The sequence below is a fragment of the Microcella sp. genome, from assembly GCF_040286215.1.
Lineage (GTDB): Bacteria > Actinomycetota > Actinomycetes > Actinomycetales > Microbacteriaceae > Microcella.
The window spans coordinates 1-19,689 of sequence record NZ_JAVKCK010000027.1 but is presented as its reverse complement, the minus strand read 5'-3'; the positions used below and the strand labels follow the sequence as shown (position 1 = coordinate 19,689).

The following is a 19,689-nucleotide window of genomic DNA, read 5'->3' as shown; positions in this document are numbered from 1 at the left end:
TCATGACGAACCCCGCGCACCCGCTTCCCCTGTTGGCGCGTCTGGGCGCCGCTCTCGCGATCACGACAACCACGGTTCTCGGCTCGGGCGTGCCCGCACACTCCTCCCCCGTGGGGCCCGCGTCGGTCACCACACCAGCCGGCGACTACGAGTTCGTGTGCGAGAACGAGGGCGCTGGCCTGAGCATCCACGATGTTCTGGAAGCGACCGGCGACCACGGCACGTTCCTCGATTACTTCGCCGAATTCGACCCCGAGGGCTACGCGATTCTCGGCGACCCCGAGCTCGCCGACAAGACGGTGTGGGCGCCGAACGACGCCGCCTTCGCCGAGCTGGGAGATGCGCCATCCCTCCTCTCGGCCGAGGAGATCACCGCGGTGCTCGGGTACCACATCACTCCCCCGCGGCGCACGCCCGAAGGGCCGTACCCGATCATCACCCCGCAGTACCTCGTCGACGGCGGTGAGGTCATCCACCAGACGCGCACCGGCATCGTGACGGGCTCTGACGAGCGCGTGCGCACAACAGTCGCCGATGGCGTGCTGAAGGTCGGCGACGCCACGATTCTGCCCACCTCGTGGTGCACGCAGACCGGTTCCGTCTTCTCGATCAGCGCTGTGCTGACCGAGGGCTCCCCGCCGACCTTCCTCGAGCAGGCGATCTTCGTCGTGTTCTTCCAGTACCCGCTGGTGTTCCTCATCGGCACCATCGTGGTGGTCGTCGGTCTCGTTCTTCTCCTGCGCTCTCGGCGTCGACGCCGCACCCTCCCACCCGACACGGTGTGACGGCCTCGCCGTCGCCCTAGAGTCATGCCATGACCGATGGCACTGGTGCCCCCGAGTACCACCCCGACCTCACGCGCGCCCGATTCATGCCGCGCACCTCGGCCACGCGGGGAAACCGCCGGCTGCTGCGGGCGGTCACGCGCATCGGGCGTCGGCGGCCTCCGCCTGACGGCGACCTCGTCGATCTCGACGACGGCGTCACGGTGCGGGTGCAGAGACCGGAAGACGCGCTGACGAGGGATGCGGGCTCACGCCGCCCGGCCGTCCTGCACCTCCACGGCGGCGGCCTCATCATCGGCTCGGCCACGCAGGGCGACGCCCTGTGCCGGCGACTGGCCGACGAGCTCGCAGCGGTCGCCGCGAGCGTCGACTACCGCATGCCGCCCGAGCATCCCTACCCGGCGCCGCTCCACGATGCCTACGCGGCCCTGCAGTGGCTGGCAGAGCAGCCCGATGTCGACCCGACACGCATTGCCGTGATCGGCGAGAGCGCCGGAGGCGGGCTCGCCGCATCCCTGGCCCTGATCGCCCGCGATCGCGGCGAGATCGCGCTCGCCGGCCAGGTGCTGGCCTACCCGATGCTGGATGACCGCACCCCGCGCGACGACGGTCCTGACCCTCGGCACCGCGACCCCGACCCGCGCGCCCTGCGACTGTGGAATGCGCGCAGCAACCGCCTCGGCTGGGGAATGTACCTCGGGGCCGGCACTGCCGTTCCCGCCGCGACGCCCCTCGACGACGCGACACTCGAGCTCGCCGTGCCGGCGCGCCGCACCGACCTGAGCGGGCTGCCGCCCGCGTGGATCGGGGTCGGCACCCTCGACCTCTTCCACTCCGAAGATGTGGAGTATGCGCGGCGGCTTACCGCCGCGGGCGTGGCGGTCGAGCTGCACGTCATCCCGGGCGCGTACCACGGCTTCGACGCCGCCGAGCCGAGCGCCGCCGTCTCGCGCGATTTCGTCGCCAGGCAGGTCGAGGCCCTGCGAGGCATGCTCGCCTCGCACTGACGGTCGCCCCGCCTGCCGTGAAAGCCTAGCCGCGGTGCCGGACATGAGGCAGGGTGAGAACCGTGACCGAGCGCGACACGCGTATGCGCACCCTGGCCGACGAGATCGTCGAGCCCGTACGCCGCTACCTGCACCGCCGCACCGACCCCGCCACGGCCGACGACGTGCTCGGCGAGGTGCTGCTGACCTGCTGGCGGCGCCTCGACGACGTACCGGCCGAGGCCCTGCCGTGGGCGATCGTCGTCGCGCGCAACTGCCTCGCCAACGCCGAGCGCACCGCTCGGCGCCAGAATCGTGTCATCGGCAAGATCATCGCGCTCGATCCGCCGCACGCCCACACTGTGCACCCGGGGATGCTCGGCGCGGGTGACCCGGACGACGACGTCGAGGCGCTCCACGCGGCCCTCGCGCGCCTCCGAGCAGCCGACGCGGAGCTGCTGCGCCTCTGGGCGTGGGACCAACTCTCCAACCCGCAGCTCGCGACGGTACTCGGCATCAGCGCGAACGCTGTCGCCATCCGACTGCATCGCGCAAAGACGCGACTGCGCGAGGAGCTCGCGAAAGACCATGCGCCTGCCGGACATGTACGGCACGAGGAAGGGAGAACCGATGACTGACGACGACCGTCGCCTGCGAGATCGGTTGCGCGCGGCCGACCCGGCACGCGACCTGGCTCCCCTCGACCCCACGTGGCTCGACCACAGGATGGAGCACATCATGACTGACACGACCACCGTGGCGCCGGCCGCCAGCGCGAACCGGGCGCAGCGTCTCTGGGCGCCGCTCGTGGGCGTCGCGGCCGTCGCGGCCGCCGCCGCCATCGCCGTACCCCTCGCCCTCGGCGCCGGTGGCTCGCCGTCCATCGAAGCGCTCGAGCAGCCGAGCGGAGGCGACCTCGCCGCCGGCAGCTGCCCGATCCTCGCGCCCGAGCAGCTGACGATGCAGGATCAAGCCTTCGCGGCCCGCGTGATCACTGTCGAGGGCGGCACCGCCGTTCTGGAGGTGACCGAGCGGTTCACGGGCGAGGTCGCCGACCGCGTCGAGGTGCCCCAGGTCGACCCGCTCGACGGCGACTTCTCAGGAGTGCCGTTCGACGAAGGTGGCGACTACCTCATCGCCGCGAGCGGTGGCGTGATCGCACTGTGCGGTCTCACAGGAGACGACTCCTCCGAGCTGCGGGCGATCTACGAGGAGGCCTTCCGACGCTGAGCGGCCCGGCGCACCTGGCGCCCCGCGGCTACGCGGCCGGCGCCAGGTATTCGTCCCACGCCGGCTGCGGGCGCTCGATACCGCGCACCAGCCACGAGGTGCCGTGCGGCGCCTTCGGGGTGAACAGCAGCTCCCAGCGCATCTCGGCAGGCGTGCGGTCACTCTTCAGGTTGTTGCACTTCAGGCAGCACGCCACCAGGTTCTCCCACGTGTCGGCGCCACCGCGCGAGCGCGGCAGCACATGGTCGATCGTTGTCGCGTGACCGTCGCAGTAGGCGCAGCGGTTGCCGTCGCGGCGCAGCACCCCGCGCCGGGTGAGCGGCACGCGTCGCGCGTGCGGAATGCGCACGTAGCGGCGCAGCACGATCACGCTCGGGCGGTCCCATGAGTCGTGGATGCCGAAGACCGGATGCTCGCCGTCGGAGGCGAGCACCGTCGCCTTGTCGTTCATGACGAGCACGAGAGCTCGGCGGAACGACACCACGGCGAGCGGCTCGAACCCCGCGTTGAGGACGAGTGTGCGCATGAGCTGGCTCCTGTCGAACGGGCCCGCATGGCCTGCGGGCGTTCCTTCGGTTCCCGACGCATCACGGTGCGAGGGTCAGCGCCGCCCTTCCGGGCACAAAAAAAGCACTGCCGTCAAACGGCAGTGCTCGATCCGGCAAGACCACGACAGGGCGCGATCCCGCGAGTGCTGACGGCTATGCGAAAGACGGCGCGCGCATCCACGGTTTGGATGCCCGCTCGCTCACTCATGGCCTCTCCTCCCGTGCCCGTGCGGCACCGAGAGCTTCAGGCTAACCGAGAAACCGCGTGCGCGCGCTGTGAGGCGCGCCGATTCACGCGCCGTTCACCCCGGCGGTCGCGCGCCGCACCGTTGCCCGCGAGCGCTAGATGCCGAGGCGCACGATGTAGTAGGCGTCCGTCCACAGCGGGCGCACGGTGACGCTCTTGCCCGCGTAGGGAGCATCCAGAATCTGGCCGCCGCCCATGTAGATGCCGTTGTGCGACATGTCGTTGAAGATCACGATGTCGCCCGCGCGAGCGTCAGCACGCGAGATGGGCGTGCCCATCGCCGCCTGGCCGCGCACACTGTGCGGCAAGGCGATGCCGAACTGCGCGTACACGTACTGCACGAAGCCCGAGCAGTCGAAGCCCGCCGGCGTGCTGCCACCCCAGCGGTACGGCACGCCCTGATACTGCAAACCCACCTGCACGACCTGGTCGAGGCTGAAGTTCGGGTACGGCGGGTTGGCGAGGAAGTCGCCGACCGTCGGACCGCTCCAGGTCGGCGCCGCGGCGGCGAGTTGCGCCCGGCGCAGCTCGGCAACGCTCGTCGCATCGAACTCGTCGCGTGAGAGATCCTGGGCCACCTCCACCGTCGCGCTGATCGAGAGCGTCTGCGACTCGGTCGCCCGGAGCTGGGCCATCGCCTCGGCACCGGCGGAGCTCTCAGCGTTGGCGGCGCCCTGCAGGGACGTGCCGGGAAGAGCGAACGTGGCGATGAAGGCCGTCGCGAGTGCGAGAGCGGCGACGTTCGTCAGGGCGCTCTTCACAGAGCCACGGGCATGGGTAGTCACAGATGAAACCTCCTGCCGCGCCACCCTGGGTGTCAGATGCGCGACTGGGTGAGTGTACGCGAGATAACGGGAAGGTCACAAAACGACGCGCAGGCACTACATGTGGTGGCGAATGCTCACTCGTCCACGTAGATGTGCTGGGCGACCTCCGCCGGCAGCTCGATGCCCTCCGCGCGTCCGTCGACGTCGACAGCGATGTAGCCGTTCGGCTCCGGCCGGATCCTGGCCTGCGCGCCCGGCACCACCCCCGCCTCGAACAGCTGGTGCAGCAGGTCGGGATCGAATTGGACGGGCTCAGACAGGCGCCGGATCGTGCACTGCCGCATCCCCGCCGCCGTCGCGTGCGTGAGCGAGATGACGCCGTCCAGAAAGTCGACGGCGGGGGCGCCCCCCAGCTCCTCCATTCCCGGAATCGGGTTGCCGTAGGGCGACTCGGTCGGCCCGTTCAGCAGCGTCATGAGGCGCCGCTCCACCTGCTCGCTCATGACGTGCTCCCAGCGGCAGGCCTCGTCGTGCACGTACGCCCAGTCGAGGCCGATCACATCGGCCAGCAGCCGTTCGGCGAGCCGGTGCTTGCGCATCACCGACACCGCCTTGCGGCGACCCTCCGGCGTGAGCTCCAAGTGACGGTCGCCCTCCACACGCACGAGGCCGTCGCGCTCCATGCGGGCGATCGTCTGCGACACGGTGGGGCCGGAATGCCCGAGGCGCTCAGAGATGCGCGCTCGGAGGGGAACGATGTTCTCCTCCTCGAGATCGAGGATCGTGCGCAGGTACATCTCCGTCGTGTCGACGAGGTCGGTCATGGGGGCCTGTCTCCTTACACGCACGCGATCGTCTGCCCAGCCTAATCCTCGGGCATCGGCAGCCCCTGACGCGGGATGCCCGGCACAGGGCCCGCCCGCCCGCTCAGTAGACTCGAGCCATGGCCGACGTGCGCATCCCCACCGACCTTCTGCCCGCCGACGGTCGGTTCGGGTGCGGGCCGTCGAAAGTGCGTCCCGAGCAGGTCGCGGCCCTCGCCGCCGCCGGTGAGCTACTCGGCACCTCCCACCGACAGGCCCCTGTCAAGAACCTGGTCGGCAGCGTGCGCGCCGGCCTCGCAGAGCTGTTCCGCCTGCCTGACGGGTACGAGGTCGTGCTGGGCAACGGCGGCTCCACCGCGTTCTGGGACGTCGCCGCGGCCGGCCTCATCGAGCGCCGCAGCGCCCACCTCTCCTTTGGGGAGTTCGGGGCCAAGTTCGTCGCCTCCGCCGCAGCGCCATGGCTCGAGGCCCCCCACGTCGTCTCGACCGACCCCGGCACCCGGGGCACCCTCGCACCGGTCGACGGCGTCGACGTCTACGCCTACCCGCACAACGAGACCTCCACGGGCGTGAGCGCGCCCGTGGCCCGCATGGGCTCCGCCCCCGATGCGCTCACCGTCGTGGACGCGACGAGCGCCGCCGGCGGCATCGACATCGACGTGGGCGAGACCGACGCCTACTACTTCGCCCCGCAGAAGAACTTCGCGGGTGACGGCGGCCTGTGGATCGCCCTGCTGAGCCCCGCCGCGATCGAGCGCGCACGGCGGCTCGACGCGAGCGAGCGGTTCATCCCGCCGTTTCTCTCGCTCACCGCCGCGATCGACAACTCCCGCCTCGACCAGACGCTCAACACCCCGGCGATCGGCACGCTCGTCATGCTCGACAGCCAGCTGCAGTGGATGAACTCCTCGGGCGGGCTCGCCTGGGCCGGGGCGCGCACGGCCGAGAGCTCGGGCATCCTCTACGACTGGGCCGAGGCGCACCCTCTCGCGACTCCGTTCGTCGCCGACCCCGCGCACCGCTCCCCCGTGGTCGTCACGATCGACCTCGATGACTCCGTCGACGCCGCCGCCGTAGCCACGACCCTGCGCGCGAACGGCGTCGTCGACACCGAGCCGTACCGCAAGCTCGGGCGCAACCAGTTGCGCGTCGCGACCTTCGTCGCCATCGAGCCCGACGATGTGCGCCAGCTCACGCGCTGCATCGACTTCGTGATCGACGCCCTGGCAGACTGAGCGTCATGAGGCTCTGGGTTCCGCACGAGAAGCGTCGGCCGCAGCCCGAGCCGCTGCGCACCAACGACGTGCTCGCCTTCCAGGTCGGCCTCGGCCTGTGGCTCGTCGCGCTCATCATCGTGCTCGGGATGCTCGCCACCCCGATCGCGTTCGACCCGGTTCAGACGCTCGCGACCATTGCGCTCGGCCTCGTGCTCGGAATCGCCGGCCTGCTCGTCTCACGCCGCGCGCGCCGCCGCTGACCCGCACACGCCGCGCCCCTCCCGCTCCCCCGGGCCGCCTAGGCCGCCTGGGCCGCCCAGTCACGCCGTTTGTGACAAGACACTCCGAACGTTCGATCGCAATTGTCACGAACGGCGTGACCCAGTCATCCGCCGCGCGTCGCTCGCACGCGAAACACCCCAGCGACCCAGGCGTGGACTGATTCGTGCGGCTCACCATCGCACGCCGATACGGCGCAAGCGTTGTGCGAGCGCGACTTCCGACCCCGCGACGCTCCAGTCCCACCGACCGTAGCCGCGCAACTGGGGCCGGATCTCGTCCTCACGCAGCTTCTCCTCGTACACGGCCTGATCGGGGGTGCGCCCGGCGAGGTAGCGCGGATCTGTGTACTTCGCCCGCCCGTCGAACTCGGCACCAACGTTGAACTCGGGCCAGTAGAAGTCGAGCTCGTAGCGACGCCCGGTCGGCCCGAAGACGGTGTGCTGCAACTCCGGGGCCGGCACACCAAGGGCCTGCATCGTGACGCGACTCAGCGACTCGCCGGGCCGATTCGCCCGCCCGTCGATGAAGTCGAGCACCCGGCGCGCTCGCGCGAAACCCCTCCCGTGGTCGAGGAGCGACCACAGCTCCTCAAGCTCCTGGCGTGATGCACCCGCAAGGCCTTCCGCGTCCTGCGGATGCGCGGCACGCCACAGAGCGGCGTCGCCCATCGCGACAGCGACCGGGAACCGGGCGACTCGCGCCATGTCCACCACGGTTCGGCTGAGAGCGGTGAGACGCATCCCGTCGAGGTGCACCGGGCGCGCATTCCACGACTCCGTGTGCCTGCGCAAGACCGACGTCGAGCGACTGTTCGAAATCGCACTACCGACGACGTGGACATCCTTCGGCCAGCGACCAAGGATGGGCAGCTCCCACAGTGCTGCTGCAGACCAGTGACTCAGTACGTCGGATGGTGCAGCTCGCTCCCATGCAGCGCGAACCCTCAAGCGATACCGCTCATCGACGTCCAGCTCGTCCCAGGTGTCGTGCCGCACGTAGACGCCCGGCGCGAGCTTGAGCAACTCACCTTTCCGCGCGCCACGATAGACCTGCCGCCGAACACCGAGATCGAGTTCGCGCTGCGGGTAGACGAGAGCACTGTGGTCGACGAGGGTGAGCATGGGAGCACTGTTCCTCATGCGTCGAGGTGAGGCGCATCACCACCGTATACGGCGCAGTCTCCACCGTGCGGCGTCCCTGAGGAGGAGCGCCGAGCGACCAACTCACGTCGTTTGTGACGACATGCGTCGAACGTTCGGCGTGACGTGTCATGAACGGCGTGACGGGGCGCGGCGGCGCAGCCCGGGCGCCGTAAACGCGACCGGGCTAGTCGTCGGTGTCGCTGTCCTCGCCGACCGTGTCGTCATGAGAGTCGATGTCTACGCCGTCGAAGACGTCGTCGCCGTCGTCGCCGTGCAGGTCGTGCTCATCGTGATCGTGATCGTCGTCGCCGTCGGAGTCGTCGGTATCGCCCGTCGACTCGACCTCAGCGGCCTGCTGCGCCAGGTAGTCCTCGAGTCTGTCCGACCACGGCACCCAGTCGGGAGCCGTGAGGGCCCCCTCGCCGGGCATGAGCTCCGTCTCGAGCACGCTCGGCTCGAGCCCCGGGTTGACGGCGATGGAGACTGTCCAGAACCAGCCGAGGTATCCACCCTGCCGAGTCGCGAAGCGCACGGTGGCGACGGCGTCAGCTACGGTCACGTCGCGCAGGGCGCCGATCGTCGCCGACGGGGTGATCTCCTCGAGCGCGGCACGGGCGATCGGTTCGAGCTCGCTCGCGTTGACTGCCGGCTCGCGCTCGGTCGTCGCACCGCGAGCGTCTCTAGGCATCGAGGTCGTCCGCGACCTTGCGCAGCACGGTCGCAATCTTGCGCCCGTGAGCGGCGTCGGGGTAGCGGCCCCGCTTGAGGTTCGCGCCGATGCCGTCGAGGAGACCCACGAGGTCTTCGATGATGACGGCCATGTCGTCGGCAGACTTGCGGTTGAGGGTGCTGAGCGTCGGCCGGCTCTCGAGCACGCGCACCGAGAGCGCCTGCGCACCGCGCTTGCCGTCGGCGACGCCGAACTCGAGCCGGGTGCCGGCCTTGACGACCGCCCCCTCGGGCAGGGCGGAGGCGTGCAGGAAGACCTCGTCGCCGTCATCGGACGCGATGAAGCCGAACCCTTTCTCCTGGTCGTAGAACTTGACCTTGCCGGTGGGCATGCGCGTTGTGTCCCCTCGCGTTCGCTGGTGTGTCGAGCGCAGTGCTCGAACCCCGAGGATACCGCCGCTGGGTGGCCCCAGGAAACGGGGTCGAGCCTTTCAGCCAGCGGCACTACCCTAGATGAGTGCCAGAAGAATCTTTCGTGATGAGCAACCGCGTCGAGCGCGTGCTCGCCTACATGGTCGCAGGCGTCATCCTGCTGAGCCTTGCGAGCTTCGTGGCCCTCATCGTCGGCACAGCGGCGGGTCTCGAGCGTGGAGACTTCGCGGAGGGCGTCTGGCCGCTCGTGACGATGATGCCCCTCGTCGGCCTGCCGATCGGCTTCGTGCTCATCATCGTGCTCCTCGTCGTCAGTGCCGTGCGCCGGGGGCGAGCTGCCAAGGATGCCGGCAACTAGCTCGGCTTCTCTCGCGCTCGCCGCGCGACTGCGCGACCTCGATGACGCGAGCGTGACGCGCATCATCCGTGAGCGCTCGATCTCGCCGGCCTCGCTGCGCGACATCTTCGACCTCGCCGAGGCGTTGCTCGACCCGGGTGCGATCGGCATCGCTCTCGCCCGTCAGACCCGGCCGACGCTCGCCGCGCTCGTGACCGCCGGTGAGGCTGAGTCGATGCCGGTCGCCGAGGTGGCGCGCCGGGTGGAGCGCCCGATCGAGCAGGTGCGGGACGATCTGCACGCGGCGCTGGATGCCGTGCTCATCGACCTCGTCGACGACACGGTCACGGTCTGGCCGACGGTGGTCGCCGAGCTCGCGCAGTGGCCGCAGCGCGGCCTGCCCGGCCCCGAGGCGCTGACCTCCGTGCATCCGCCGGTCTCGCTCGACGCCGTGGACGACGCCGATCGCGCCGCCGTCGACCGCGGAGCAGCCGAGCGCGCCTTCACGACGATGACGCAAATCACCGAGATCGTGCTCGCCCTCGCGGAAGCCCCCGGGCGCTTGCTCGCGCGCGGCGGGCTCTCCCTGCCGGATGCGAAGCGGCTCGCCGAGGTGGCGGGCGTCGAGCTGGACGAGCTGCCCCTCCTGCTCGATCTCGCGGCACTCGCCGAACTGGTCGAGGACGATGAGGGGTTCACCCGGGCGACGGATCGCTCCGACGGCTGGCGCCGGGCAGCTCTCGCCGACCGCTGGCGCCACGTCGCGCACGCCTGGGTGGCGTTGCTTCCCGTCGAGCTCGTCGACCTGCTCGCCTCGCGCCCCCTGGCCCGGTGGGGTACTGCGTTGGTCGACTTCGTGCACTGGCTCTACCCTGCGGGCGGTGAGGCACTGGACGCCCGCATGGCGCGGCGCGGCGCGCAGGGGGAGCGGCTCGGGATAACGGCTGGCGGTCGCGCCAGCACGATGGGCGCCGCCCTGCTCGGGCAGGGCGCCGACGCGGCGAGCGCCGTGCTTGCGCCGCTCGTGCCGCCCGACGTGGACCAGGTGTACCTGCAGCACGACCTCACGGTGGTCTCGCCCGGCCCGCTTGCGGCGCACCTCGATGAGCGGCTGCGACGCCTCGCCGATGTGGAGAGCGCGGGGCTGGCAGGTCGGTACCGTGTCACCTCCGACAGCGTGACGCGGGCCGTAGCGCTCGGCGAATCAGCAGAGGAGCTGCTGGCATTCCTCGAGCAGCTCTCGCTCACGGGCGTTCCTCAACCGGTGGAGTACCTGATCCGTGAGACCGCCGCGCGCTACGGCAGCGTGCGCGTGGCGCCCACGGACGCCGACGAGCGCGGCGGCGCCCGCACGCTCGTCACAAGCGAGGATCGACTGCTGCTGGATTCACTGCTCGTCGACGCCGCAACAGCTCCGCTGGGCCTGCAGCTGGCGAGCCCGGGTCGCGCTGTCAGTCGCTTCGAACCCGCCGTCGTGCTGTGGACGCTCATCGACGCTCGGTATCCCGCGGCCCCCGTCGAAGGGTTCCCCGCGCCGGAGCGCCCGGGGCGCGCACGCCCGGTCGCCCCCGTGAGCGTCACCGACTCCGTCGCTGACGCCGTAGCGCGCATCCGCAGCGGCTCGACCGTCGGCACCGACGGCGACGACGCGTGGGTGGGGCGGCAGTGGGAGCTCGCCGTGCGCGGCAAGCTCGCTGTGCGCGCGACAGTACGGATGCCCGACGGCCGCGAGCGCTCCTTCGACCTCGAACCGACCGGCATCGCGGCGGGGCGCGTGCGCGGACGTGATCGCGACGCCGACGTCGAGCGCACCCTGCCGATCGCGAGCATCACCGGGCTCGAACCGCTCGAGTAGCGGCCAGCGCCCGGCGTGGCGCCGAGCATCCCGACCGAGCGCTCTCAGCCGTGCGCTCTAGACTGGCCCGTTATGAATCCTGACGGCCCCCTCATCGTTCAGAGCGACCGCACCGTGCTGCTCGAGGTCGCCAACAGCCAGGCCGATGAGGCTCGCCATGCTCTCGCCGTCTTCGCCGAACTGGAGCGGGCGCCCGAGCACGTGCACACCTACCGCATCACCCGGCTGGGCCTCTGGAACGCCCGAGCGGCCGGCCACGAGTCGGCGGAGATGCTCGCAGTGCTCGACCGGTACTCGAAGTTTCCCGTGCCCCAGTCGGTCGCGACCGACATCACCGAGACGGTGCGCCGATACGGTCGGCTGGTCATCGAGCGCGATGAGCAGGGGATGCTCGTGCTGAGGTCGACCGACACGGCCGTGCTCACCGAGATCGCGTCCAACCGGAAGGTGGCGCCCCTCCTTGCGCGCCGCATCGACCAGCACAGCTATGAGCTCGCGGCCTGGGCGCGCGGACAGGTCAAGCAGGAGCTCGTGAAGATCGGCTGGCCAGCGGAGGACCTCGCCGGATACACGCCCGGCACCCCGCACGAGATCGATCTCGACCTCGCCGATTGGGGACTGCGGCCGTACCAGCAGCAGGCGATCGATCAGTTCTTCGGCGGCGGCTCGGGCGTGGTCGTGCTGCCCTGCGGCGCGGGCAAGACGCTCGTCGGCGCCGGCGCGATGGCGCAGGCCGGCACGACGACCCTCATCCTCGTCACCAATACCGTCTCGGCGCGGCAGTGGCGGGCAGAGCTGCTGGGCCGCACGAGTCTCACCGAGGAGGAGATCGGCGAGTACTCCGGTCAGGTGAAGGAGGTCAAGCCCGTCACGATCGCGACGTACCAGATCTTGACCGCCAAGCGGAAGGGCGAGTACGCGCACCTGGCGCTGCTCGACGCCCTCGACTGGGGACTCATCGTCTACGACGAGGTGCACCTTCTGCCCGCGCCCGTCTTCAAGCTCACCGCCGAGCTGCAGGCGCGCCGCCGCCTGGGCTTGACGGCGACCCTCGTGCGCGAGGACGGCCGCGAGGGCGACGTCTTCAGCCTCATCGGCCCGAAGCGCTTCGATGCGCCGTGGAAGGAGATCGAGGCTCAGGGCTTCATCTCCCCCGCGAGCTGCTACGAGGTGCGCGTCGACCTGCCGGCGAGCGAGAGGCTCGAGTACGCGGCGAGCGCTGACGACCAGCGCTACCGGCTCGCGGCGACGGCACCCGCCAAGCTCGACGTCGTGAAGCGGCTCGTGGCGCAGCACCCTGGCGAGCGCATCCTCATCATCGGCCAGTACCTCGACCAGATCGAGGAGCTCGCCGAGGCCCTCGACGTGCCACAGCTGACCGGATCAACCCCGGTCGCCGAGCGCGAGAGGCTCTACCAGGAGTTCCGGGATGGCCGCACCCCGGTGCTCGTCGTCTCGAAGGTCGCCAACTTCTCCGTCGACCTGCCCGAGGCCACAGTGGCGATCCAGGTGTCCGGCTCGTTCGGCTCGCGGCAGGAGGAGGCTCAGCGGCTCGGACGGCTTCTGCGGCCGAAGCAGAGCGGCCTGCCCGCGCACTTCTACACCCTCGTCGCTCGCGACACCGTCGACCAGGACTTCGCGCAGAACCGGCAGCGCTTCCTCGCCGAGCAGGGCTACAGCTACGAGATTCTCGACGCGAGCGCGATCGCCGCGTAGCACAGGGCTACGGAGCGGCGCCGGGGGTAGTTGCGCCCGGGGTAGCGGCGACCCCGCGAGCTACACCGGCACGCGGTCGACAGCGGCGAGGATGCACTGCGCGAGCTCGAGGGGCTTCGTGAACTGCGGCCAGTGGCCGGTGGGCAGCTCGACGATCTCGAGCCGTTCGAGTCTGGCGAGCTCGCTGGCCCACGCTGCACCGCTGGAGACGGCCTGCCGCAGCATCTCCTCGGGGAACTCGCACGCGATGATCGTCACCGGCAGCGCGAAGCGCGCATCGTCCCTCAGCTCTTGCGCATCGGTGGCGACGGCGGCCGGCTCGGGAACGGCAACGGTGCGGATCCGCTCGCGGAGCGCGTCGTCGAGATCGACGAGGTCGTCGTCGTCGAAGAAGCTCCAGTCGGGCAGGGGGAGGCGGTCGCCCACCACGGGCAGCTCATCGTTGATGCAGCTGCCGTCGGGGAGGGGCAGAGCGTCGACGAAGATCACGCGCGCGATCGCGGCCGGCCGTGCATCGGCCACCGCCCAGGCGATGGCGCCGCCGCCGGAGTGCCCCACGAGCACCACCGGCGGCGCTATCGCGTCGACGACCTCCAGCACCGCGTCGACGTGATCGTGCAGGCCGATGCCGGAGAGAGCCCTGTCACCGGCCCGTTTGCCGGGCAGGGTGGGCGTGTGCACCGTGTGGCGCGCCCTCGCGAGCGCTGGCGTCACGCCCGACCACGATGAGCCGGTGAGCCAGAAGCCCGGAATGAGGACGATGTTCATACGGGAACCCTACGGTGAGCATCCGACATCGCCCTTCCGCACGGGATCGCGGCGATTCCCGTGCATTCAGGAAACCCACAACAAACGCGCAGAGAATGAGCGCATGCCTGACGGACCCAAGATTCTCATCGTCGACGACGAGCCGAACATCCGCGACCTTCTAACGACGAGTCTGCGCTTCGCCGGGTTCGCCGTGCGCGCCGTGAGCAATGGCGCGCAAGCCATCTCGGCCGTGCTCGAAGAAGAGCCCGACCTCATCATTCTCGACGTCATGCTGCCCGACATCAACGGCTTCGGCGTCACGAAGCGCCTGAGGTCCAGCGGCTACACGAGCCCCATCCTCTTCCTCACCGCCAAAGACGACACCGACGACAAGATCATGGGCCTCACCGTCGGCGGCGACGACTACGTCACCAAACCGTTCAGTCTCGACGAGATCGTCGCCCGCATCAAGGCGATCCTGCGGCGCACCATGCAGGAAGAGGACGATGCCGTCATCCGCACGGGCGAACTGATCATGGACCAGGACACGCACGAGGTGACCGTCGGCGACGCCGTCATCGAGCTGAGCCCCACCGAATTCAAGCTGCTGCGCTACCTGATGCTCAACCCCAACCGCGTGCTGTCCAAGGCGCAGATTCTCGACCACGTCTGGGAGTACGACTTCAACGGCGACGCCGGCATCGTCGAGAGCTACATCTCGTACCTGCGCCGCAAGCTCGACCAGCACACCGACGAGCCACTCATCCAGACCAAGCGCGGCTTCGGCTACATGCTCAAGGCGGCCAAGGTCTAGCCTTGGCTCGCGATGCATGAGCAGCTGACGCAGTGGTGGGAGGGCATCTCCCTCCGCTCCAAGATCACCGGTGTGACCGTGCTCGTGGTGACCGTCGGCCTGCTCGTCGTCGGCATGGGCACACTCACCGTCCTGCAGCGCACACTCGTCGACGAGGTGGACCGCCAGCTGCTGCAGGTGGCGGAGGAGCAGGTGCCGCAGTCTCCGGCCACGTTCAGCCTCGAAGACTTCGCCTCGTTCGACGAGCTCACGCCCTCTGTGTTCTCCAGCCAGTTCTACTTCGGCGCTGTCGACGCTGACGGCGTCATCATCGACGACAACGTAGGCACCGCGAGCCGCGACCGCGCCCCCGACGTCTCGCGCCTCACCGCCGCATACCTCGAGCGGGTCGACGGCGGCATCACGGTCGCGAGCCAAGACCGCACGACGCAATGGCGTGTCGCGACCTTCCCCCTCGCCGTCGTCGATGGCGACTCCGACACGATCCACGCCGCAACACTCGTGATCGGTGCCGATCTCGCCGACACGAACGGCGTGATCGGGTCGTTCGCCTCGATCTTCCTCGGCTTCGGCCTCGTCGTCGTCATTCTGAGCGCCGCCCTCACGCGTCTGCTCGTGACCTCCACCTTCCGCCCGTTGCGCGACGTGGAGGCGACCGCGGCCCGATTCGCGGGCGGAGACTTCAGCCAGCGGCTGGGTGGGGCGACGCCCAACACCGAGGTGGGGCGCCTCAACCGCTCGCTCAACACCATGCTCTCGCGCATCGACCGGGCATTCGCCGACCGGGCGTCGACGATCAGCCAGATGCGGCGATTCGTGGGAGACGCGAGCCACGAGCTGCGCACCCCCCTCGTCTCGGTGCGCGGCTATGCCGAGCTGTACCGCATGGGTGCCCTGCAGAAACCCGAGGACGTCGCCCAGGCGATGGAGCGCATCGAGAAGGAGGCGGTGCGCATGGGCGCTCTCGTGAGCGACCTCCTCGAGCTGGCGAGGCTCGACGAGTCGCGCCCGCTCGAACTCGGCCCGGTCGACCTCGCCGACCTTGCGCGAGACGCAGCGTTGGATGCCATGGCCGGCGCACCCGATCGCGAGGTGACGGTCGTGCTCGACGAGCAGGGCCCAGCACAGCGCGTGATCGATCAGGATGCCGATGCCGACGCCGACGAGGACGCACGCCGCGCGACCCATGACGACCCAGCCGGGTCGGCGAGCGGGGCCGCGGCGACAGGCGCGATCGCCCTGGCTGGCTCGGCTCTCGCGCGGCTGCGCCGACGCCGCGGGAGGTCCGGGGCGCCCGAGCAGGAGCCCGCAGCGGGTTCGGCACCTCCCCCGGCGCCCGCCGTGGGAGCCGTCGTGCTCGGCGAGGAGAACAAGCTGAGGCAGGTGATCACGAACCTCATCGGCAACGCGGTGCGCTTCACTCCCGACGGCTCTCCCCTGGAGATCGCGGTGGGCGTCGACCCGATCCTGCGTCTGGGAACGATCGCCGTCGTCGACCACGGCGAGGGCATCCCCCCGCAGCTGAAGGAGAAGATCTTCCAGCGCTTCTTCCGGGCCGACTCCTCTCGGGCTCGCGACACGGGCGGTTCCGGACTGGGGCTCGCGATCGCCGCGTCGATCGTCGGTCACCACCACGGCCGCATCGAGGTCGTCGACACGCCGGGCGGCGGCGCCACCTTCCGCGTCACGCTGCCGCTCCTCCCCAAGGCCGTCGAGACGGCGGCCGGAGCTCACGAAGACGAGACGGTCTCCGGGGCCTGACGCGCGCCCGTACGGTGCTGTTCCGCGGGGGGCTCGCCCTCGCCCGAACGGGAGGCAGTGATGACGCGGTACCAGGTGGACAGTGATGCGGTGATCTCGACGACCGGCGCAGCACGAGGATCGATCGGGCGCATTCAGGCGGAGGTGGCGGCGCTGCAGAACCAGCTCGTCTCACTGCAGGGTTCGTGGACAGGCTCGGCCGCGAGCGCCTTCCAGGCGCTCGTCGCCGACTGGAGCGCGACGCAGCAGCGCGTGGAGCAGTCGCTCGGTGCCCTGACCGAGGCGCTCGCGCACGCAGGGCAGCACTACGCGGAGATCGAGCACCAGAACGCCCGCCTCTTCCTGCGCTGACTCGTGGTGCCGCGAGCCGTAGGCTGAGGGCGTGACCGACTTCGACCCCGCCGTGGTCGCCGCGGTGCTCGCCCACATGAACGGCGATCATGCCGACGACAATCTGCTCATCGCTCGCGCGTTCGGAGACCGTGCAGCCGTGCGCGCCCGCATGGTCGACGTGGACGGCCACGCCGGTCACTGGGTCTACGCGCTGGAAGAAGGCCCGGAGCCGGAGCGTCCGTTGCGCGTGGAGTGGAGTGTCGCCATCACCGAGCGACCGGAGATACGGCGAGAGATCGTGATCCTCTACGATCGTGCGTGCGCCGCTCTCGGCCTCGTTCCGCGCGAGCACGAGTAGGGCAGCGGTCTCCTCAACCCTGGCGCCTCAGACGCAGGAGCGATAGCTTAGGTATGCCTTACCCAGCCTGGAGACCATCGTGAGCGCATCTGAGACCGACGTCATCCCTTTCTCGCGCCTTGTGCGCGAACGCACCGCGCGCGGGCACCGCAGCAGCGAGAGCGCCACCTTCATGAGCGACCTCATGACGGGAGAGGGCTCGCGGCAGGACTACGTCGCGCTCGTCGAGCAGCACTACTTCATCTATGAGGCTCTCGAGAGCGTGCAGCCAGCGATGCGCGCGAATCCCGACCTGTCTCCTTTCCTCTCCCCCGCACTGACCCGCCTGCCCGCTCTCGAGAGCGACCTGGAGTACCTGCTCGGCGACGACTGGAGAGATCGCGTTGCGCCTCTCGAGGTCACGCGCCGGTACGCGGCCCGAATTCTCGAGGTAGCCGCCACCTGGCCCGCGGGCTACATCGCCCACCACTACACGCGCTACCTCGGCGACCTCTCCGGCGGCCAGTACATCGCGAAGGTCATGGCGCGACGCTTCGGCTTCGACAGCAACGGCATCGGCTTCTACCTGTTCGATCAGATTGCTGATCCGGCGGCCTTCAAGGACACCTACCGCGCCCAGCTCGACGCCGTCGACTGGAGCGAGGAGGAGCGCGAGCGCGTCATCGACGAGGTGATGGCGGCCTACGACATGAACACCGAGCTCTTCGTCGGTCTCTCCGAGGCGCGCAACGCTGCCTGAGCAGACCCACGAGCAGCACTCGCGACTGCCCGCGTACGCGAAACGGGGCGGCTTCCGTTGAAGGAAGCCGCCCCGTCATCGGTGCGCTGAGCTCGCTGGACTAGAAGTCCATGCCCCCTGAGGGGTCGCCCATCGGCTGCGGGTTCTTCTCCGGCTTGTCGGCCACGACGGCCTCCGTCGTGAGGAACAGCGCTGCGATCGACGCTGCGTTCAGCAGGGCCGAGCGGGTCACCTTCACCGGGTCGGCGATGCCCGCGGCGAGCATGTCGCCGTACTCCCCGGTCGCGGCGTTGAGACCGTGCCCGACGGGGAGGTGACGCACCTTGTCGGCGACGACACCGGGCTCCATGCCGGCGTTGAGGGCGATCTGCTTGAGCGGCGCGTCGACAGCGAGGCGCACGATGTTCGCTCCCGTCGCCTCGTCGCCCACCAGGTCGGTGAGAGCCTTCGACTCGAACGCGATCTTGCCGGCCTGGATGAGAGCGACGCCACCACCGGCGACGATGCCCTCCTCGACGGCGGCCTTCGCGTTGCGCACGGCGTCCTCGATGCGGTGCTTGCGCTCCTTGAGCTCCACCTCGGTCGCGGCACCGGCCTTGATGACCGCTACTCCACCAGCGAGCTTCGCGAGGCGTTCCTGCAGCTTCTCGCGGTCGTAGTCGCTGTCGGTGTTCTCGATCTCGGCACGGATCTGCTTCACGCGGCCCGCGATGGCGTCAGCCTCGCCGGCGCCCTCCACGATCGTCGTCTCGTCCTTCGTGATGACCACCTTGCGCGCGCGGCCGAGCAGGTCGAGGGTAGCGTTCTCGAGCTTGAGACCGACCTCTTCGCTGATGACCTGGCCGCCGGTAAGGATCGCGATGTCCTGCAGCATGGCCTTGCGGCGGTCGCCGAAGCCGGGGGCCTTGACGGCGACCGACTTGAAGATGCCACGGATCTTGTTGACGACGAGCGTCGCGAGAGCCTCGCCCTCAACGTCTTCGGCGATGATGAGCAGCTGCTTGCCGCTCTGGATCACCTTGTCGACGACGGGCAGCAGGTCCTTGATCGCCGAGATCTTGCCGTTGACGATGAGCACGTAGGGGTCTTCGAAGACCGCTTCCTGGCGCTCGGGGTCCGTGACGAAGTACGCAGACAGGTAGCCCTTGTCGAAGCGCATGCCCTCGGTCAGCTCGAGCTCGGTGCCGAAGGTGTTCGACTCCTCGACGGTGACGACGCCCTCCTTGCCCACCTTGTCGATGGCCTCGGCGATGAGTGCGCCGATCTCGGGGTCGGCGGCGGAGATGCTCGCGGTCGCGGCGATCTCCTCCTTGGTCTCGACCTCCTTGGCCGTGGCGAGAAGCTGCTCGGATACGGCCTTGGTGGCCTTCTCGATGCCGCGCTTGAGGCCGATCGGGTCGGCGCCGGCTGCGACGTTGCGCAGGCCCTCGCGCACGAGCGCCTGGGCCAGGACGACCGAGGTCGTCGTGCCGTCACCGGCGACGTCGTCGGTCTTCTTCGCAACCTCCTTGACCAGCTCGGCACCGATCTTCTCGAACGGATCCTCGAGCTCGATCTCCTTGGCGATCGACACGCCGTCGTTGGTGATGGTGGGGGCGCCCCACTTCTTCTCCAGCACGACGTTGCGGCCGCGCGGGCCGAGCGTGACGCGCACTGCGTCGGCCAGGATGTTCAGGCCGCGCTCGAGACCGCGACGGGCCTCTTCGTCAAAAGCAATCAATTTAGCCATGGGTGTCTTTCGTCCCTCCCGGACGTATCACGTGCAGTAGCTCTGGCACTCGGCATTCACGAGTGCTAACTGATTCTGGCACTCGCACCCCGCGAGTGCAAGCCAACGCCACGCCGCGCCGTGCCCCATCAGGGGCAAAAGGGGGCGCGGGGGGGGGGTGGGGCCCGA

Annotated in this window: 22 protein-coding genes; 14 read left to right on the top strand and 8 right to left on the bottom strand. The window is 69.6% G+C overall.

All coding sequences use genetic code 11. The annotated features are described in order from the left end of the window. The first annotated feature begins 2 nt into the window (after positions 1-2). From RJQ01_RS11760 to RJQ01_RS11745, 4 genes are all read left to right on the top strand, one after another. Positions 3-785, top strand: coding sequence for a fasciclin domain-containing protein (locus tag RJQ01_RS11760; protein ID WP_350476916.1), 783 nt, complete (start codon positions 3-5; stop codon positions 783-785). Between the two features lie 29 nt (positions 786-814). Next, positions 815-1,792, top strand: coding sequence for an alpha/beta hydrolase (locus tag RJQ01_RS11755; protein WP_350476915.1), 978 nt, complete (start codon positions 815-817; stop codon positions 1,790-1,792). A 62-nt stretch (positions 1,793-1,854) separates the two neighbouring features. Further along, positions 1,855-2,409, top strand: coding sequence for an RNA polymerase sigma factor (locus RJQ01_RS11750; RefSeq protein ID WP_350476914.1), 555 nt, complete (start codon positions 1,855-1,857; stop codon positions 2,407-2,409). Beyond that, positions 2,402-3,001, top strand: coding sequence for a hypothetical protein (locus RJQ01_RS11745; protein ID WP_350476913.1), 600 nt, complete (start codon positions 2,402-2,404; stop codon positions 2,999-3,001). Before RJQ01_RS11750 ends, RJQ01_RS11745 begins: the two co-directional genes overlap by 8 nt. A gap of 28 nt (positions 3,002-3,029) precedes the next feature. Here RJQ01_RS11745 and RJQ01_RS11740 read toward each other — a convergent pair whose 3' ends face one another. The 3 genes from RJQ01_RS11740 to RJQ01_RS11730 all read right to left on the bottom strand — a co-directional run bounded on the left by RJQ01_RS11740 (position 3,030) and on the right by RJQ01_RS11730 (position 5,387). After that, a complete protein-coding gene (locus RJQ01_RS11740) occupies positions 3,030-3,527 on the bottom strand; it encodes an HNH endonuclease (protein ID WP_350476912.1) in 498 nt (165 codons plus the stop codon). Between the two features lie 364 nt (positions 3,528-3,891). After that, a complete protein-coding gene (locus RJQ01_RS11735) occupies positions 3,892-4,581 on the bottom strand; it encodes a C40 family peptidase (RefSeq protein ID WP_350476911.1) in 690 nt (229 codons plus the stop codon). 116 nt (positions 4,582-4,697) lie between these two features. Next, the gene (locus RJQ01_RS11730) at positions 4,698-5,387 is read right to left on the bottom strand and encodes an iron-dependent transcriptional repressor DtxR (RefSeq protein WP_350476910.1); all 690 of its coding nucleotides are present in this window, start codon (positions 5,385-5,387) and stop codon (positions 4,698-4,700) included. Positions 5,388-5,506: 119 nt separating this feature from the next. On the opposite strand from RJQ01_RS11730, the gene serC reads away from it, so the two are divergent. Continuing rightward, the gene (gene serC / locus RJQ01_RS11725; RefSeq protein WP_350476909.1) at positions 5,507-6,622 is read left to right on the top strand and encodes a phosphoserine transaminase; all 1,116 of its coding nucleotides are present in this window, start codon (positions 5,507-5,509) and stop codon (positions 6,620-6,622) included. 5 nt (positions 6,623-6,627) lie between these two features. After that, complete coding sequence (locus RJQ01_RS11720) at positions 6,628-6,864, top strand: hypothetical protein (RefSeq protein ID WP_350476908.1); 237 nt, start codon at positions 6,628-6,630, stop codon at positions 6,862-6,864. Between the two features lie 192 nt (positions 6,865-7,056). Here RJQ01_RS11720 and RJQ01_RS11715 read toward each other — a convergent pair whose 3' ends face one another. The 3 genes from RJQ01_RS11715 to RJQ01_RS11705 all read right to left on the bottom strand — a co-directional run bounded on the left by RJQ01_RS11715 (position 7,057) and on the right by RJQ01_RS11705 (position 9,089). Continuing rightward, positions 7,057-8,007, bottom strand: a complete 951-nt coding sequence (locus RJQ01_RS11715; RefSeq protein WP_350476907.1) for a hypothetical protein — start codon at positions 8,005-8,007, stop codon at positions 7,057-7,059. Between the two features lie 205 nt (positions 8,008-8,212). Further along, positions 8,213-8,716 carry a DUF3027 domain-containing protein gene (locus tag RJQ01_RS11710; RefSeq protein WP_350476906.1) on the bottom strand — a complete coding sequence of 168 codons (504 nt, stop codon included), beginning with the start codon at positions 8,714-8,716 and terminating at the stop codon, positions 8,213-8,215. Beyond that, complete coding sequence (locus tag RJQ01_RS11705; RefSeq protein ID WP_100823416.1) at positions 8,709-9,089, bottom strand: cold-shock protein; 381 nt, start codon at positions 9,087-9,089, stop codon at positions 8,709-8,711. The genes RJQ01_RS11710 and RJQ01_RS11705 overlap by 8 nt, the downstream gene beginning before the upstream one ends. A 146-nt stretch (positions 9,090-9,235) precedes the next feature. On the opposite strand from RJQ01_RS11705, the gene RJQ01_RS11700 reads away from it, so the two are divergent. The 3 genes from RJQ01_RS11700 (at position 9,236) to RJQ01_RS11690 (ending at position 13,037) form a co-directional block, all read left to right on the top strand. Next, positions 9,236-9,487, top strand: a complete 252-nt coding sequence (locus RJQ01_RS11700) for a multidrug ABC transporter ATPase (protein WP_350476905.1) — start codon at positions 9,236-9,238, stop codon at positions 9,485-9,487. Continuing rightward, a complete protein-coding gene (locus RJQ01_RS11695; protein WP_350476904.1) occupies positions 9,474-11,321 on the top strand; it encodes a helicase-associated domain-containing protein in 1,848 nt (615 codons plus the stop codon). Before RJQ01_RS11700 ends, RJQ01_RS11695 begins: the two co-directional genes overlap by 14 nt. A gap of 72 nt (positions 11,322-11,393) precedes the next feature. Beyond that, positions 11,394-13,037 carry a DNA repair helicase XPB gene (locus RJQ01_RS11690; RefSeq protein ID WP_350476903.1) on the top strand — a complete coding sequence of 548 codons (1,644 nt, stop codon included), beginning with the start codon at positions 11,394-11,396 and terminating at the stop codon, positions 13,035-13,037. Positions 13,038-13,097: 60 nt separating this feature from the next. On the opposite strand, the gene RJQ01_RS11685 is transcribed toward RJQ01_RS11690, so the two are convergent. Further along, positions 13,098-13,805, bottom strand: coding sequence for an alpha/beta fold hydrolase (locus RJQ01_RS11685; protein WP_350476902.1), 708 nt, complete (start codon positions 13,803-13,805; stop codon positions 13,098-13,100). A gap of 103 nt (positions 13,806-13,908) precedes the next feature. On the opposite strand from RJQ01_RS11685, the gene RJQ01_RS11680 reads away from it, so the two are divergent. The 5 genes from RJQ01_RS11680 to RJQ01_RS11660 all read left to right on the top strand — a co-directional run bounded on the left by RJQ01_RS11680 (position 13,909) and on the right by RJQ01_RS11660 (position 17,792). Continuing rightward, complete coding sequence (locus RJQ01_RS11680; protein WP_179873087.1) at positions 13,909-14,601, top strand: response regulator transcription factor; 693 nt, start codon at positions 13,909-13,911, stop codon at positions 14,599-14,601. A 12-nt stretch (positions 14,602-14,613) separates the two neighbouring features. Then, on the top strand, positions 14,614-16,362 hold the full coding sequence (locus tag RJQ01_RS11675) for a sensor histidine kinase (RefSeq protein ID WP_350476901.1): 1,749 nt from the start codon (positions 14,614-14,616) through the stop codon (positions 16,360-16,362). Positions 16,363-16,422: 60 nt separating this feature from the next. Continuing rightward, a complete protein-coding gene (locus RJQ01_RS11670) occupies positions 16,423-16,713 on the top strand; it encodes a WXG100 family type VII secretion target (RefSeq protein ID WP_350476900.1) in 291 nt (96 codons plus the stop codon). Positions 16,714-16,744: 31 nt separating this feature from the next. Further along, a complete protein-coding gene (locus tag RJQ01_RS11665; protein WP_350476899.1) occupies positions 16,745-17,053 on the top strand; it encodes a DUF2470 domain-containing protein in 309 nt (102 codons plus the stop codon). Positions 17,054-17,132: 79 nt separating this feature from the next. After that, positions 17,133-17,792: a biliverdin-producing heme oxygenase gene (locus RJQ01_RS11660; protein WP_350476898.1), complete on the top strand. Its 660-nt coding sequence runs from the start codon at positions 17,133-17,135 to the stop codon at positions 17,790-17,792. A gap of 100 nt (positions 17,793-17,892) precedes the next feature. Here RJQ01_RS11660 and groL read toward each other — a convergent pair whose 3' ends face one another. Then, positions 17,893-19,521: a chaperonin GroEL gene (groL, locus tag RJQ01_RS11655; RefSeq protein ID WP_350476897.1), complete on the bottom strand. Its 1,629-nt coding sequence runs from the start codon at positions 19,519-19,521 to the stop codon at positions 17,893-17,895. Positions 19,522-19,689 lie beyond the last annotated feature (168 nt).